Genomic DNA, 15,286 nt, shown 5'->3' on the forward strand with positions numbered 1-15,286 from the left:
TCACTTTTCCCCGATACCGCGATGCAAGTCCAATCGATGCATTTCAAGGCGCGCGCCGGCCAGAAGCTGGCCGACGAGCGCCTGCAGCAGAACCTGAAGAAGCTGTCGACGAAGTTCGTGTCCGCGCGCGCCGATGCGATGACCATGATCGACTTCCCGGCCACGCGCGCCGCGCTCAAGGCGCGCCGCAACCGTGCGCTGGAGAATCTCGACGTGTGGCTCGAGGCGTTCGAGCGTGAGGCGACGCGGCGCGGCACGACGGTGCTGTTCGCCGAAACGACCGCGGACGCCGCGCGGCTCGTGGCCGACATCGCGCGCCGGCACGGCGTGAAGAAGGTCATCAAGACCAAGTCGATGGTGTCGGAGGAAATGCGCCTGAACGCGGTGCTCGCCGAGATGGGCGTGCAGTCGATCGAGACGGACCTCGGCGAATACATCCTGCAGATCAACGACAACGAGCCGCCCAGCCACATCATTGCGCCCGTCGTGCACAAGGACAAGGACGAGATCGCCGACCTGTTCGCGCGTACGCACCGGCGCGAGCGGCTCACCGAGATTCCGGACATGACGCGCGAGGCGCGCGAGGTGCTGCGCCCGCATTTCATGTCGGCCGACATGGGCGTGACGGGCGGCAACTTCGTGATCGCGGAAACGGGCTCGGTCGCGCTCGTGACGAACGAAGGGAACGAGGGCATGTGCACGGTCATGCCGCGCGTGCATGTCGCGGTGACGGGCATCGAGAAGGTGCTGCCGACGCTCGAGGATCTCGCGACCGCGATGCGTCTGCTGCCGCGCTCCGCGACGGGGCAGAAGACGTCGAACTATTTCTCGCTGCTGAGCGGGCCGCGCGGGCAGGGCGACGAGGACGGCCCCGAACACAACTACGTGGTGCTCGTCGACGGCGGCCGCACCGGCCTGATCGGCGGCGAATTCCAGGAGATGCTGCGCTGCATCCGCTGCGGCGCGTGCATGAACCATTGCCCGGTGTACCAGAAGGTCGGCGGTCATGCGTACGGCTGGGTCTATCCGGGCCCGATGGGATCGGTGCTGACGCCGAGCTACGTCGGACTCGACCGCACGCTCGACCTGCCGCAGGCCGCGACGCTGTGCGGCGAATGCGACAGCGTATGTCCGGCCGGGATTCCGTTGTCGCACCTGCTGCGCACGCTGCGCGAGAAGCAGGTCGAGCGCCACCTGCGGCCCTGGCGCGAGCGCGCAGGGCTCGCCGTGTGGGGCTTCTTCGCACGGCGGCCGATGCTGTATGCGCTGACGACGAAGCTCGCGGTGCGCGTCCTCGAGCGGCTGGGCGGCAACGCCGGCACGCTGCGGCGCCTGCCGATGATGGGCGGCTGGATGGATACGCGCGACATGCCGACGCCGACCGGGCGCACGTTCCGCGAGCTGTACGCGGCGTCGCAAAGCCATCTCGGCTGACACTGTTCAGCGGGCAGCAACAGTGCGTTCGCTATTTGCATATTTATCTCGATAGATGCGACCTATAGAATCTCGTCTGTAGTCCCCGGAATTGGGTTTCGGGGTACGAGGTCAAGGAGGTCCGCATCATGAAAAAGACAATATCGATGTACTGGCCGCTGGCAATCGTGGTCCCGCTGGCAGCGGTTGCCTATCTGCATGCGATGGCCGGTGCGCCGTCGCGCGGCCCACTCGAGGTTCACCAGGCGTCCGCCGAACTGGCGCGCGCGGTGTCGTTCGGGCTGGTCGGCGACGCGGCGCAGCCGCTGCCGGCAGCATCCGGCGACATTGTGCTCGCTGCGCCGAAGGCGCTGTGAGGCATGGCGCCGTCGCTTCGCGCGGCGGCGCGATTTAGGCCCCCTTTGTATAATGGCGTGTTCTTCACCCACGCGGCTCGCCGCGGCTTTCCGATAGTGCGATGACCCGCGTTGCGATCTGTTTCGTCTGTCTCGGCAACATCTGCCGTTCGCCCACCGCGGAGGGCGTGATGCGCCACCAGGTCGACGCGGCCGCGCTGGCCGACCGGATCGCGATCGATTCGGCCGGCACCGGCGACTGGCACGTGGGCGAGCCGCCCGATACGCGTGCGCAGGCGGCGGCCCGTAGCCGCGGCTACGATCTGTCGGCGTTGCGCGCGCGACAGGTGAGCGCGGCGGATTTCGAGCAGTTCGACTTGCTGCTCGCGATGGACGAAGCGAATCTCGCCGAACTGCGCCGCCGTTGTCCGCCGCAGCATCGCGACAAGGTGCGCCTGCTGATGGAATTCGCACCTGGCGCGACCGAAACCGAAGTGGCCGACCCCTATTTCGGCGGCGCGCAGGGCTTCGAGCAGGTGCTCGACCAGGTCGAGCGCGCATGCGCGGGGCTGCTGGAGACGCTGCGCGCACGCACGGCGCGCTGACCGGGCGGTATTCAGCGGTCTGCGAATACCCTTTCAAAGACATGGATACTTGACTAAAAACGTCAAATATTTATACTTGACCAAAATCGTCAAGATTGCAGTCCCCTAGACACCATGAGACTCACCACCAAAGGCCGTTTCGCCGTCACGGCGATGATTGACTTGGCACTGCGCCAGGAGCAGGGCCCGGTGACGCTTGCAGGCATCAGCCAGCGCCAGCGGATTTCGCTCTCGTATCTCGAACAGCTGTTCGGCAAGCTGCGCAGGCATGAAATCGTCGAATCCGTGCGCGGCCCGGGCGGCGGCTACAACCTCGCGCGTCGCGCGCAGGATGTCACCGTTGCCGACATCATCATCGCGGTCGATGAACCGCTTGACGCCACGCAGTGCGGCGGCAAAGGCACGTGCGACGGCTCGAAGCAGCCCGACGGCCATTGCATGACGCACGAGCTGTGGTCGACGCTGAACCAGAAGATGGTCGAATACCTCGATTCGGTGTCGCTGCAGGATCTCGTCGATCAGCAGCGCGCACGCGAGGGCGCCCCGGCGGTGCTGCGCGACCGTCGCGCGCCGGAGCCCGTCGCCGCACCGGCCGAGCCCGTGCGCACGATGCCGCTCGGCCCCAATTCGGTGTTCAACATCGCGAGTTCGTGAGCGCGAAGGCGCCCGCCATACCCCATAACGCACATAGTCCCTGCACAGAATACCCGGAGCGACAGATGACCCAAGAGACTCTCCACCTGCCCATCTATATGGATTACAGCGCGACGACGCCCGTCGATCCGCGCGTGGTCGACAAGATGGTGCCGTACCTGCGCGAGCAGTTCGGCAACCCGGCGTCGCGTAGCCATGCCTATGGCTGGGACGCGGAGCGCGCGGTCGAGGAAGCGCGCGAGCAGGTGGCCGCACTCGTGAACGCCGATCCGCGCGAGATCATCTGGACGTCCGGCGCCACGGAGTCGGACAACCTCGCGATCAAGGGCGCCGCGAACTTCTACAAGGGCAAGGGCAAGCACATCATCACGGTGAAGACCGAGCACAAGGCCGTGCTCGACACCTGCCGCGAGCTCGAGCGCGACGGTTTCGACGTCACCTACCTCGACGTGAAGGATGACGGCCTGATCGACCTCGACGTGTTCAAGGCCGCGCTGCGCCCGGACACGATCCTCGTGTCGGTGATGCATGTGAACAACGAGATCGGCGTGATTCAGGACATCGAGACGATCGGCGAGATCTGCCGCGAGAAGGGCATCGTGTTCCACGTCGATGCCGCGCAGTCGACCGGCAAGGTCGTGATCGACCTCGCGAAGCTGAAGGTCGACCTGATGTCGTTCTCGGCACACAAGACCTACGGCCCGAAGGGCATCGGCGCGCTGTACGTGCGTCGCAAGCCGCGCGTGCGCATCGAAGCGCAGATGCACGGCGGCGGTCACGAGCGCGGCATGCGTTCGGGCACGCTGCCGACGCACCAGATCGTCGGCATGGGCGAAGCGTTCCGCATCGCGCGCGAGGAAATGGCGACCGAGAACGAGCGCATCCGCATGCTGCGCGACAAGCTGCTGCGCGGCCTGTCGCAGATCGAGGAAACCTACGTGAACGGCGACATGGATCAACGTGTCCCGCACAACCTGAACATCAGCTTCAACTTCGTCGAAGGCGAGTCGCTGATCATGGCGATCAAGGACGTCGCGGTGTCGTCGGGCTCCGCGTGCACGTCGGCGTCGCTGGAGCCGTCGTACGTGCTGCGTGCGCTCGGCCGCAACGACGAACTCGCGCACAGCTCGATCCGCTTCACGGTGGGCCGCTTCACGACGGAGCAGGAAGTCGATTTCGTGATCGACCTGCTGAACAGCAAGATCGCGAAGCTGCGCGAACTGTCGCCGCTCTGGGAAATGCACCAGGAAGGCATCGATCTGTCGACGATCGAATGGGCCGCACACTGATACCGCATTGAATGCAACCGCGCGCGGATTGACGCACGCAGCGTAACGAGTCAAGGAGTCTGAGTCATGTCTTACAGCAACAAGGTTCTGGATCACTACGAAAACCCGCGCAACGTCGGTTCGTTCGCGAAGGACGACGACACGGTCGGCACGGGCATGGTCGGCGCGCCGGCTTGCGGCGACGTGATGAAGCTGCAGATTCGCGTCGGCGCGGACGGCGTGATCGAAGACGCGAAGTTCAAGACCTACGGTTGCGGTTCGGCGATCGCATCGAGCTCGCTCGTCACCGAATGGGTGAAGGGCAAGACGCTCGACGAGGCACTGTCGATCAAGAACACGCAGATCGCCGAGGAACTCGCGTTGCCGCCGGTGAAGATTCACTGCTCGATCCTCGCGGAAGACGCGATCAAGGCAGCCGTGGCCGACTACAAGAAGCGCCACGACACCAAGGAAAGCGATCAGGCAGCAGCCTGAGCGGCATCGAGAGCGGCTAGGAAGGAAACGCGGCGGGCCCCGGTGGCACGCCGCGGCAAGGACATCATGGCAATTACACTGACCGAAAAAGCAGCACAGCACGTCCAGAAATACCTCGTCCGTCGCGGCAAGGGGGTGGGCCTGCGGCTTGGCGTTCGCACGACCGGGTGCTCGGGGCTCGCGTACAAGCTCGAGTATGTCGACGAGCTGGCTCCCGAGGATCAGGTGTTCGAGAGCCACGGCGTGAAGGTGATCGTCGATCCGAAGAGCCTCGCCTATATCGACGGCACCGAGCTCGACTTCGCCCGCGAAGGCCTGAACGAAGGGTTCAAGTTCAACAACCCGAACGTGAAGGACGAGTGCGGGTGCGGGGAATCGTTCCGCGTGTGACGCGGCTCCCTCCGCGCGATGCGGGCAAGAGGCGGCACGGGCCGCCTTTTTAATGTGCGGCGTTTGCCGCGCGACGAACCGGAATTGAACGCGACAATGGTTTCGCTCAAAGACAGCCATTTCGACCTGTTTCACCTGCCGGCGCAATTCGCGCTCGACGAGACGGCGCTCGACGCCGCCTACCGGACGGTGCAGACGCAGGTGCACCCGGACCGCTTCGCGGCGGCCGGCGATGCGCAAAAGCGCATCGCGATGCAATGGGCCACCCGCGCGAACGAGGCATACCGCACGCTGCGCGACCCGCTGAAGCGCGCGTCCTACCTGCTGTCGCTGCGCGGCGTGGACATCGGCGCGGAAAACAACACCGCGATGGAACCTGCATTCCTGATGCAGCAGATGGAGTGGCGCGAGGGCATCGAGGATGCCGCGGCCGCCCGCAACGTCGACGCGCTCGATGCATTGCTCACCGAGTTGCGCGACGAGAAGCGCGTGCGCGTCGAGCGCCTCGGCACGCTGCTCGACAGCGGTGCCGATCAGGCCGCTGCGGAAGCCGTGCGTCAGCTGATGTTCATCGAACGGGTCGCGTCGGAAGTGGGCGCGCAGATCGAGCGTCTCGAAACTTAACCGCGTGCCTTGCGGCACGCGCAGCAAACGGGCCGAGCGCCCGAACGAACCAAGATGGCTTTACTGCAAATTTCCGAACCGGGCATGGCGCCGGCGCCGCACCAGCGGCGACTCGCCGTCGGGATCGACCTCGGCACGACGAACTCGCTCGTCGCCGCCGTGCGCAACAGCGTGCCTGAAGTCCTGCCGGACGAAGCGGGCCGCGTGCTGCTGCCGTCGGTGGTCCGTTACCTCGAGAAGGGCGGCCGCCGTATCGGCCACGAAGCGAAGGAGCAGGCCGCGACCGATCCGCGCAACACGATCGTGTCGGTCAAGCGCTTCATGGGCCGCGGCAAGGCCGAAGTCGAAGGCGCGGCGAACGCGCCGTACGAATTCGTCGATGCGCCGGGCATGGTGCAGATCCGCACGATCGACGGCGTGAAGAGCCCGGTCGAAGTCTCGGCCGAAATTCTCGCGACGCTGCGTCATCGCGCCGAGGATTCGCTCGGCGACGATCTGGTCGGCGCGGTGATCACGGTGCCCGCGTACTTCGACGACGCGCAGCGCCAGGCAACCAAGGATGCCGCGCGTCTCGCGGGCCTCAACGTGCTGCGCCTGCTGAACGAACCGACCGCCGCCGCGATCGCCTATGGTCTCGACAACGCGGCCGAAGGCCTTTACGCGGTGTACGACCTCGGCGGCGGCACGTTCGACCTGTCGATCCTGAAGCTGACGAAGGGTGTGTTCGAAGTGCTGGCCGCGGGCGGCGATTCGGCGCTCGGCGGCGACGATTTCGACCATGCGCTGTTCGCTCACGTGCTCGCGCAGGCCGGTATCGACGCGAAGACGCTCGCGCCCGAGGACGTGCGCCTGCTGCTCGATCGTGTGCGGGTGCTGAAGGAAGCGCTGTCGTCCGCGCCGCAGGCGGCGCTCGACGTGACGCTGTCGAGTGGTGCGCGGCTCGTGCAGACGATTTCGCACGACACGTTCGCGTCGCTCGTCGAGCCGCTCGTGCAGCGCACGCTCACGCCGACCCGCAAGGCGCTGCGCGATGCGCAGGTCACGCCGGCCGACATCAAGGGTGTCGTGCTCGTGGGCGGCGCGACGCGCATGCCGGTGATCCGCGACGCGGTCGCCAGGTATTTCGGCCAGCCGCCGCTCGTGAACCTCGATCCGGATCAGGTCGTCGCGCTCGGCGCGGCGATCCAGGCCGACCTGCTCGCGGGCAATCGCGGCACCGGCGACGACTGGCTGTTGCTCGACGTGATCCCGCTGTCGCTCGGTGTCGAGACGATGGGCGGGCTCGTCGAGAAGATCATTCCGCGCAACTCGACGATTCCGATCGCGCGTGCGCAGGAATTCACGACCTTCAAGGACGGCCAGACCGCGATGGCGATCCACGTCGTGCAGGGCGAGCGCGAGCTCGTCGCCGACTGCCGGTCGCTCGCGCGCTTCGAGCTGCGCGGCATTCCGCCGATGACGGCGGGCGCCGCACGCATTCGCGTGACCTATCAGGTCGACGCGGACGGCTTGCTGTCGGTGTTTGCACGCGAGCAGTTGTCCGGCGTCGAGGCATCGGTCGTCGTGAAGCCGTCGTACGGCCTCGCCGACGACGACATCGCGAAAATGCTGGAGGATAGCTTCAAGACCGCCGAAATCGACATGCGCGCCCGCGCGCTGCGCGAAGCGCAGGTCGAGGCCGAGCGGATGCTCGAGGCGACGCAGGCCGCGCTGGCGGCCGACGGTGAGCTGCTCGATGCCGCCGAGCGCGAGCAGATCGACGCGCTGGCCGTGGCGTTGCGCGCGGTCGCGCAGGGCGACGATACGAATGCGATCGAAGCGGCGACCAAGGCGCTGGCCGACGGTACCGACGAATTCGCGGCGCGCCGGATGGACAAGAGCATCAAGCGCGCGCTGTCGGGCCGCCGGCTCGACGAGATCTGAACCCACGAACCGCGCATCGGCCGGCAACGGCCCGCGCGACGATGAACCATGCGGCGCGTGGCGCCGCACCCTGACTGACGGAACGGACATGCCTCAACTGGTGGTGCTGCCTCACGTCGAACTGTGCCCGGATGGCGCGGTGATCGACGCGACGCCCGGCAAGAGTATCTGCGACAACCTGCTCGATCACGGGATCGAGATCGAGCATGCATGCGAGAAGTCGTGCGCATGCACGACGTGCCACGTGGTGATCCGCGAAGGCTTCAACGATCTGACGCCGTCCGAGGAGGACGAGGACGATCTGCTGGACAAGGCGTGGGGCCTCGAGCCGACGTCGCGCCTGTCGTGCCAGGCGATCGTGAAGGAAGATTCGGACCTGGTGGTCGAGATTCCGAAGTACTCGATCAACCACGCGAAGGAAAATCACTGACAGGAACCGGAGGCAGGCGATGAAATGGACCGATTCGCGTGAAATAGCCATTGCGCTGGCGGACAAGTACCCGGACATCGACCCGCAGCGGGTCAACTTCGTCGACCTGCGCCAGTGGGTACTCGAACTCGACGGCTTCGCCGACGACCCGACGCACTCGGGCGAGAAGATCCTCGAGGCGATCCAGGCACACTGGATCGACGAAGCGGATTTCGACGACGAAGACTGACCGACCGGTCAGGGCATGCGCCGCCACGGCGCACGCCGCGCCCATGAAAAACGGCTCGCGAGCGTTTGCTCGCGAGCCGTTTTTCGTTTTTGGCGGGATGCCCGCGCACGACATGCGGGCAAGGGCGCCGGCGCTTACGCGATCAGGTGCTTACGCGCCGACCAGCGTGCCGTTCTCGATCCGCACGCGCTGGCCCTGGCCGACCGGCGGCGGGTTGTGGTACGTGAACGTGCGCGTCGCGCCGCTTTCCATCTGCACTTGCACCTGATAGTCGGTTTCCGCGCGGACCTGCTTCTCGACCTGGTTACCGGCGAGACCGCCGCCCAGCGCGCCGATGATCGTCATCGCGGTGCGGCCGTTGCCGTTGCCGAACTGGTTGCCGAGCAGGCCGCCGGCTGCTGCGCCGCCCACGGCGCCGATCCCCGAGCTCTGGCCCGGCGTGCGCGTCTGCGTGATCGCGACGACCGTGCCGCAGCTCTGGCAGTAGGCTTGCGCGGGCGCCGACGGCTGCTGCGCGTATTGCGGCGGCTGCGGGGCGGTCGCATGACGGCGGTGCGGCGCAGCCGGGTGCGGCGCCGGCTTCGGCTCGGCCTGCGCGACGGCGGCCTTCTGCTGCGCGGCGGCCTGTTCCGCTGCCTGCCGCTGCGCTTGCGCGGCCAGCGCGGCGCTGGCGGCCGCGGCCGTATCGACGGCCGGTTGCGACGCGATCAGCGCGGCCTGGGTCTGGCCGTTCTGTTCATTGCTGCTGCTGGCCTTCGGGAATACGCCCGTGATCGCTGCCGTCGCCGCGAGGCTGGCGATGATGACGGCACCGGCCGCGGTGGCGATGAGCGGGTGGAGGCGTTGCTTTTGCGGCGTGGTCTGAGTCTGGTTGTCCATTTTTTTCTCCAAGGTCGATCCGGATCGGCGCACTGCGCCGGAACAGGATCCCACGCTCGGGAGCGAGCAGACTCGGCGTTCCGGCGCCTCGTTCTGGTCCCGTGGTCATGCGTGGTGACGCAACAGGAGTGTCGTCCACGGCCAAGCGGCGCGCCGTATCAAGGTGTAACGAATTGCAGCCGGGCGCCGGCGGCCGTTTCCGGGAAAACCCGGAGAAAGGCGTCGCGACGGGGGAATAAAACGGGGAGGGATCGAAGGCCGGCAGACGCCGCCTGACGGGATTTACGCGTCGTTACAAAGCTGACGCGTGCGCGCCACGGGGCGCGGCGCACACGCGGGGGCGGCCGTCAGTCTTCGCGGCGCAGATGGGGGAACAGCAGCACGTCGCGGATCGTCGGGCTGTCGGTCAGCAGCATCACGAGACGGTCGATGCCGATCCCGCAGCCGCCCGTCGGAGGCATCCCGTATTCGAGCGCACGGATGTAGTCGGCGTCGAAGAACATCGCTTCCTCGTCACCCGCATCCTTTTGCTCGACCTGCTTCTTGAAGCGCGCGGCCTGGTCTTCCGGATCGTTCAGCTCCGAGAAGCCGTTCGCGATCTCGCGGCCGGTCATGAACAGCTCGAAACGCTCGGTGATGCCCGGCACCGTATCCGATGCGCGCGCGAGCGGCGACACCTCGATCGGGTAGTCGATGATGAACGTCGGTTCCCACAGCTGCGCCTCGGCCGTTTCCTCGAACAGCGCGAGTTGCAGCGCGCCGATACCTGCGTTCAGGAACGCCGGCTGGGACACGTCGACGCCGAAGCGCTTCAGTTCGGTGCGCAGGAACGCGTCGTCCGACAGCTGGCCGTCGGTGTAGTCGGGTGCGTACTTCTGGATGGCCTGGGTGATCGTCAGGCGATGGAACGGCTTCGCGAGGTCGAGCTCGCGGCCCTGGTACTGGATCGTCGCGGTGCCGAGCGCATCGATCGCCGCCTGGCGGATCAGTTGTTCGGTGAAGTCCATCAGCCAGCGGTAGTCGGTGTACGCGGCGTAGAACTCCATCATCGTGAATTCCGGGTTATGACGCGGCGACACGCCTTCATTCCGGAAATTGCGGTTGATCTCGAACACGCGCTCGAAGCCGCCGACGATCAGGCGCTTCAGGTACAGCTCCGGCGCGATGCGCAGGAACATCTGCATGTCGAGCGCATTGTGATGCGTGACGAACGGCTTCGCGGCCGCGCCGCCCGGGATCGGGTGCAGCATCGGCGTCTCGACTTCCATGAATTCGGCGTTGTCCATGAACTTGCGGATCGACGCGATCGTCTTCGTGCGGGCGCGGAACGTGTCGCGCGTTTCCGGCGTGACGATCAGGTCGACGTAGCGCTGGCGGTAGCGCATTTCCTGGTCGGACAGGCCGTGGAACTTGTCCGGCAGCGGTCGCAGCGCCTTCGACAGCAGGCGCAGCTCCTTGCACTGGACCGACAGCTCGCCCTTGTTGGTGCGGAACAGCACGCCGCGCGCGGCGACGATGTCGCCGAGGTCCCACTTCTTGAACGCGTCGTAGGTGTCGGCGCCGACGTCGTTCGGCGTCACGAAGAACTGGATCTGGCCCGACCCGTCCTGCACCGTCGCGAAGCTCGCCTTGCCCATCACGCGCTTGAGCATCATGCGGCCGGCCACCGACACCTCGACCGGGTTCGCTTCGAGCGCGGCCTTGTCCGAATCGGCGAATTTGGCCTGCAGGTCGGCTGCGTGGTGCTCGGGCCGGAAGTCGTTCGGATAGGCGACGCCTTGCTCGCGCAACGCGCGCAGCTTCTCGCGGCGCTCGGCGATGATCTGGTTGTCGTCCGCCGTGACGGCGGGCTGCGTTTGGGTCGGTTCGGTCATGATGGTCGGAATTCGGAGTGGGGTGCGGCAACGCAAACGGAAAGGGCGGCGCGGGCAGGCCGCGCCGCGGCGCTTACACGCCCTGTTTGAGGCTCGCGCTGATGAAGTCGTCGAGGTCGCCGTCGAGCACCGCCCGCGTGTTGCTCATTTCGACGTTCGTGCGCAGGTCCTTCACGCGGCTCTGGTCGAGCACGTACGAGCGGATCTGGTGGCCCCAGCCCACATCGGTCTTGCTCGATTCGAGCTTGTCCTGCTCGGCCTGGCGCTTGCGCATTTCGACTTCGTACAGGCGCGACTTCAGCATCGCCATCGCTTCGGCGCGGTTGCGGTGCTGCGAGCGGTCGTTCTGGCACTGCACGACGATCCCCGTCGGCATGTGCGTGATCCGCACCGCGGAGTCGGTCTTGTTGATGTGCTGGCCACCGGCGCCCGATGCGCGGTACGTGTCGATGCGCAGGTCGGCCGGGTTGATCTCGACTTCGATCGAGTCGTCGATTTCCGGATAGACGAATACCGACGAGAACGACGTGTGGCGGCCGCCCGACGAGTCGAACGGCGACTTGCGCACGAGGCGGTGGATGCCCGTTTCGGTACGCAGGAAGCCGTATGCGTATTCGCCCGTGACCTTGACCGTCGCGTTCTTGATGCCGGCGACGTCGCCGTCGGACTCCTCGAGCACTTCGGCCTTGAAGCCCTTGCGTTCGCAGTAGCGCAGGTACTGGCGCAACAGCATCGACGCCCAGTCGCATGCCTCGGTGCCGCCGGCGCCGGCCTGGATGTCGATGAAGCAGTTGTTCGGATCGGCCGGGTTCGAGAACATCCGGCGGAACTCGATGTCGCCGACGCGCGCTTCGAGCTTCGCGGCGTCGTCCTCCGAGGCGAGAAGCGTATCCTCGTCGCCTTCCTCGCGGGCCATCTCGAACAGCTCGAGTGCATCGCGCAGGTCGCTATCGAGCGCCGTGAGCGTCGTGACGACGCCTTCGAGCAGCTTCTTCTCGCGGCCGAGCGCCTGGGCGTTCTTCGAATCGTTCCAGACGTTCGGGTCTTCGAGTTCCTTGTTGACTTCGGTCAGACGCGCAGCTTTGGCGTCGTAGTCAAAGATACCCCCGAAGCTCGCCCGCGCGATTGCGCAGGTCGAGCAGGGAGCTTTCGATCGCGTTGAGACGTTCCGCTTCCATGATCGTTCGCTGTTCCGGCTTCGTAAAAAAGCGGAATTATAGCCGATCGGCAGGGTTGCCCGGTGACGCAAACGGTGCCTGCACGCGTGTCGACGGCCCCGTCCGGCGCGGCGCGCACGCGTGCGGCGGCGCGTCGCGGCCGGGTGGCGGGCTCAGCCGGCCGCGTGTTCGACGATCAACTGGACGCGCGTGACGCCGTTCCACGTATCGGCGACGAGCCGGTACGCGACCAGCGCGCTCGCCGGCAGCGGCTCGGTATGGTTGAACCAGATCGCGTTGAAGCGCTGGCGGCCGCGCGCAAGCTGCAGCTTCAGGTGCTTTTCCTTCACGAGCGACTGCGACACGATGTCGAATTCGCCCGAGAAAAGCGGGGCCGGAAACCCTTGCCCCCAGACGGCCTCGTCGAGCAGGCCGACGAACTGCGGCGTGAAGTACGCGTCCTCGAGCTCGCCGTCGGTTTCGATCACGCGGGCGAGCGCGTCGTCGGACAGCCATTCGCGCGCGACGGCCTCGAACGCGGCCGCGAAGCGCGGCACGTTTTCGGTGTCGAGCGTGAGGCCGGCCGCCATCGCGTGGCCGCCGAACGCGACGATCAGGTCCGGTTCGCGCTTCGACACGAGGTCAAGCGCGTCGCGCAGGTGGAAGCCCGCGATCGACCGGCCGGACCCCTTGACCCGCTTGCCGTCGTCGTCGGCGTGCGCGAACGTGAACGACGGGCGGTGGAATTTTTCCTTGAGACGGCCGGCGACGATGCCGATCACGCCCTGGTGCCACTCGGGATTGAACAGCGTGATCGTGCATGCGTCGGCCGGATCGACGTCGGCGAGATCGGCGAGCGCCTGCTGCTGCATGCCGGCCTCGATTTCGCGGCGCTCGCGGTTCATCACGTCGAGCTGCTGCGCGAGATCCCACGCGCGGCCGATGTCGTCGGTGATCAGGCATTCGATGCCGAGCGACATGTCGGACAGCCGTCCGGCGGCGTTCAGGCGCGGGCCGAGGCCGAAGCCGAGATCGAAGCCCGACGCGGTGCGCGCTTCGCGCGCGGCGGCACGGAACAGCGCGGCGATGCCCGGCTGCATGCGGCCGTTGCGGATGCGCTGCAGCCCCTGCGCGACGAGCACGCGGTTGTTGCCGTCGAGCCGCACGACGTCGGCGACGGTGCCGAGCGCGACGAGGTCGAGCAGGCCGTCGAGGCGCGGCTCGGCTTCCTTGCTCGCGAACGCGCCGCGGCGGCGCAGCTCGGCGCGCAGCGCGAGCAGCACGTAGAACATCACGCCGACGCCGGCGAGGTGCTTGCTCGGGAACGCGCAGCCGGGCTGGTTCGGGTTGACGATCGCGCGTGCGGCGGGCAGCGCGTCGCCGGGCAGGTGGTGGTCGGTCACGAGCACGTCGATGCCGCGCGCGTTCGCGGCTTCGACGCCGGCGACGCTCGCGATCCCGTTGTCGACGGTGATCAGCAGGTCGGGCTTGCGCGCGGCCGCGAGCTCGACGATCTCGGGCGTGAGGCCGTAACCGTATTCGAAGCGGTTCGGCACCAGGTAGTCGATCTGCGCCCCGAACATCCGCAGGCCGCGCACCGCGACCGCGCAGGCGGTCGCGCCGTCGCAGTCGTAGTCGGCGACGACCAGCAGGCGCCGCTTGTCGGCGAGCGCGTCGGCGAGCAGCACCGCCGCATCGGCGCAGCCTTTCAGCTCGGTGGGCGGCACGAGGCGTGCGAGCGCGGTCTCGATGTCGACGGGCGACTGCACGCCGCGCGAAGCGTACAGGCGCGCGAGAACGGGGTGCAGGCCGTGGCGCGCGAGCACTTCGGCGTCGGCGGGCGCGACGGGGCGGGTAACGATCCGGGTCATTCGGGTTGGCTTGGTTATTCGAACAGGGAGGCGAGCGTGCGGCGGCGCCAGAACTTGCGCAGGTCGCCGCGCGTCGCGTGCAGCGTCACGGAGCTCGTGTCGCCGCACAGCGTGAAATCGACGGCCGCCAGCTCGCCGGTCTGCAGCGCGGCGAGCGCCGGCGCGAACCAGTCGCGCTCGAGCGTGGCGAGTCCGTCGTGCCAGCGCGCCCAGTCCTGCTCGATGAACGGGGTGGTCAGCGCCGGCAGCTCGATGAGCGTCGCGCCGTCGGCGGCCGGCAGCGCGCCGAACGTCGCGGGCGGGCTGCCGGCTTCGGTTTGCGCGGCGCGCGCGAGGCCGAGCGCGGCGGGCGACGCGGACAGCACGCGCGCGAACGGCTTGCCGACCGGCTTCAGCGTGCCCTGTGCATGGAACCAGATCGAATTGACGGCCGGCAGCCCACGGGCCTCGCGGGCTTCGTTCACCGGATGCTGGAACCACGCCATCTGCACTTCGTTCTGCAGTTTCATCCACATCCGCGAGCGCTCGCCCGTATGCGCCTCGTGCGGCAGCCAGATCTCGATGTTGCGGCCGCTGGCGCGCAGCGGCGCAGCGCCGGCGAGGCGCGCGAGCTGATCGCTCGACAGATACCAGCGCGCCGGGTTCGGCGCTTCCAGCCGCACGCCCAGCTCCTCGATCAGCGGCCGCGCGACCGCGAGCAGCGCGGCCGCGTCGCCGTCGTCGAGCGCGAGGGCGGCCGGGTCGACGAGCACCAGGTGATCGTGCGCGATTTCGACGTGCACGGGCTCGACGCACGCCCATGCGTGCGCGCCGGGATCGCCGCCGTCGGCCAGCAGCATGTAGGGCGCGAGCGGCGCCTCGTCCGCGGCGTTGCCGTGCGTGGCGCCGAACCGGCTGGCCAGCCAGCGCTCGTGCGGCAGCGTGCGCTGGAAGTCCTCGCCGGCCACGCGCTCGACGAGGCTCGCGCGGGCGAGCAACTTCTGGAGCGCGGGGCTGTCGAGCGTGTGCAGGGACGAGGCCGCATCGGCCGCGGACGGCAGCGCGAACGGAACGAGAAAATGGAGGCGTCGGTCGTGCATGATGGTGCGCATTGTATGGCAAACTGCGCGCGTGATCGG

Annotated in this window: 16 protein-coding genes; 11 read left to right on the forward strand and 5 right to left on the reverse strand. The window is 67.3% G+C overall.

Features of this window, described 5'->3' with window-relative positions; translation table 11 throughout:
* Window positions 1-21 precede the first annotated feature (21 nt).
* From HWX09_RS15460 to iscX, 11 genes are all read left to right on the forward strand, one after another.
* Window positions 22-1,434, forward strand: coding sequence for a lactate utilization protein B (locus HWX09_RS15460; protein WP_027784866.1), 1,413 nt, complete (start codon window positions 22-24; stop codon window positions 1,432-1,434).
* 128 nt (window positions 1,435-1,562) lie between these two features.
* Complete coding sequence (locus tag HWX09_RS15465) at window positions 1,563-1,790, forward strand: hypothetical protein (protein WP_027784865.1); 228 nt, start codon at window positions 1,563-1,565, stop codon at window positions 1,788-1,790.
* A 101-nt stretch (window positions 1,791-1,891) separates the two neighbouring features.
* Window positions 1,892-2,374: a low molecular weight protein-tyrosine-phosphatase gene (locus HWX09_RS15470; RefSeq protein ID WP_027784864.1), complete on the forward strand. Its 483-nt coding sequence runs from the start codon at window positions 1,892-1,894 to the stop codon at window positions 2,372-2,374.
* Between the two features lie 114 nt (window positions 2,375-2,488).
* Window positions 2,489-3,028, forward strand: coding sequence for a Fe-S cluster assembly transcriptional regulator IscR (gene iscR / locus HWX09_RS15475; RefSeq protein ID WP_006401955.1), 540 nt, complete (start codon window positions 2,489-2,491; stop codon window positions 3,026-3,028).
* A gap of 65 nt (window positions 3,029-3,093) precedes the next feature.
* On the forward strand, window positions 3,094-4,317 hold the full coding sequence (locus tag HWX09_RS15480; protein WP_027784863.1) for an IscS subfamily cysteine desulfurase: 1,224 nt from the start codon (window positions 3,094-3,096) through the stop codon (window positions 4,315-4,317).
* Between the two features lie 66 nt (window positions 4,318-4,383).
* On the forward strand, window positions 4,384-4,791 hold the full coding sequence (gene iscU, locus HWX09_RS15485; RefSeq protein ID WP_006478389.1) for a Fe-S cluster assembly scaffold IscU: 408 nt from the start codon (window positions 4,384-4,386) through the stop codon (window positions 4,789-4,791).
* 66 nt (window positions 4,792-4,857) lie between these two features.
* A complete protein-coding gene (gene iscA / locus HWX09_RS15490; protein WP_014896627.1) occupies window positions 4,858-5,181 on the forward strand; it encodes an iron-sulfur cluster assembly protein IscA in 324 nt (107 codons plus the stop codon).
* A 96-nt stretch (window positions 5,182-5,277) separates the two neighbouring features.
* Window positions 5,278-5,805, forward strand: a complete 528-nt coding sequence (gene hscB, locus HWX09_RS15495) for a Fe-S protein assembly co-chaperone HscB (RefSeq protein WP_027784862.1) — start codon at window positions 5,278-5,280, stop codon at window positions 5,803-5,805.
* 54 nt (window positions 5,806-5,859) lie between these two features.
* Window positions 5,860-7,728 carry a Fe-S protein assembly chaperone HscA gene (hscA, locus tag HWX09_RS15500; protein WP_027784861.1) on the forward strand — a complete coding sequence of 623 codons (1,869 nt, stop codon included), beginning with the start codon at window positions 5,860-5,862 and terminating at the stop codon, window positions 7,726-7,728.
* 88 nt (window positions 7,729-7,816) lie between these two features.
* Complete coding sequence (fdx, locus tag HWX09_RS15505) at window positions 7,817-8,158, forward strand: ISC system 2Fe-2S type ferredoxin (RefSeq protein WP_006478392.1); 342 nt, start codon at window positions 7,817-7,819, stop codon at window positions 8,156-8,158.
* A gap of 19 nt (window positions 8,159-8,177) precedes the next feature.
* Window positions 8,178-8,387: a Fe-S cluster assembly protein IscX gene (gene iscX / locus HWX09_RS15510; RefSeq protein WP_027784860.1), complete on the forward strand. Its 210-nt coding sequence runs from the start codon at window positions 8,178-8,180 to the stop codon at window positions 8,385-8,387.
* 150 nt (window positions 8,388-8,537) lie between these two features.
* On the opposite strand, the gene HWX09_RS15515 is transcribed toward iscX, so the two are convergent.
* The 5 genes from HWX09_RS15515 to HWX09_RS15535 all read right to left on the reverse strand — a co-directional run bounded on the left by HWX09_RS15515 (window position 8,538) and on the right by HWX09_RS15535 (window position 15,259).
* Window positions 8,538-9,266 carry a glycine zipper 2TM domain-containing protein gene (locus HWX09_RS15515; protein WP_027784859.1) on the reverse strand — a complete coding sequence of 243 codons (729 nt, stop codon included), beginning with the start codon at window positions 9,264-9,266 and terminating at the stop codon, window positions 8,538-8,540.
* 347 nt (window positions 9,267-9,613) lie between these two features.
* On the reverse strand, window positions 9,614-11,140 hold the full coding sequence (gene lysS / locus HWX09_RS15520; protein WP_027784858.1) for a lysine--tRNA ligase: 1,527 nt from the start codon (window positions 11,138-11,140) through the stop codon (window positions 9,614-9,616).
* A gap of 73 nt (window positions 11,141-11,213) precedes the next feature.
* A protein-coding gene (gene prfB, locus HWX09_RS15525; RefSeq protein WP_105132571.1) for a peptide chain release factor 2 occupies window positions 11,214-12,318 on the reverse strand; the annotation gives its coding sequence in 2 pieces (ribosomal slippage) (window positions 11,214-12,236 and window positions 12,238-12,318; 1,104 coding nt in all).
* A gap of 152 nt (window positions 12,319-12,470) precedes the next feature.
* Window positions 12,471-14,168, reverse strand: a complete 1,698-nt coding sequence (recJ, locus tag HWX09_RS15530; RefSeq protein WP_027784857.1) for a single-stranded-DNA-specific exonuclease RecJ — start codon at window positions 14,166-14,168, stop codon at window positions 12,471-12,473.
* Window positions 14,169-14,182: 14 nt separating this feature from the next.
* Window positions 14,183-15,259 (reverse strand): hypothetical protein, encoded by a 1,077-nt coding sequence (locus tag HWX09_RS15535; RefSeq protein ID WP_034185429.1) that lies wholly within the window; start codon window positions 15,257-15,259, stop codon window positions 14,183-14,185.
* Window positions 15,260-15,286: the final 27 nt, after the last annotated feature.

Source organism: Burkholderia sp. BCC1208, assembly GCF_902833095.1.
In the GTDB taxonomy this organism is placed as follows: domain Bacteria; phylum Pseudomonadota; class Gammaproteobacteria; order Burkholderiales; family Burkholderiaceae; genus Burkholderia.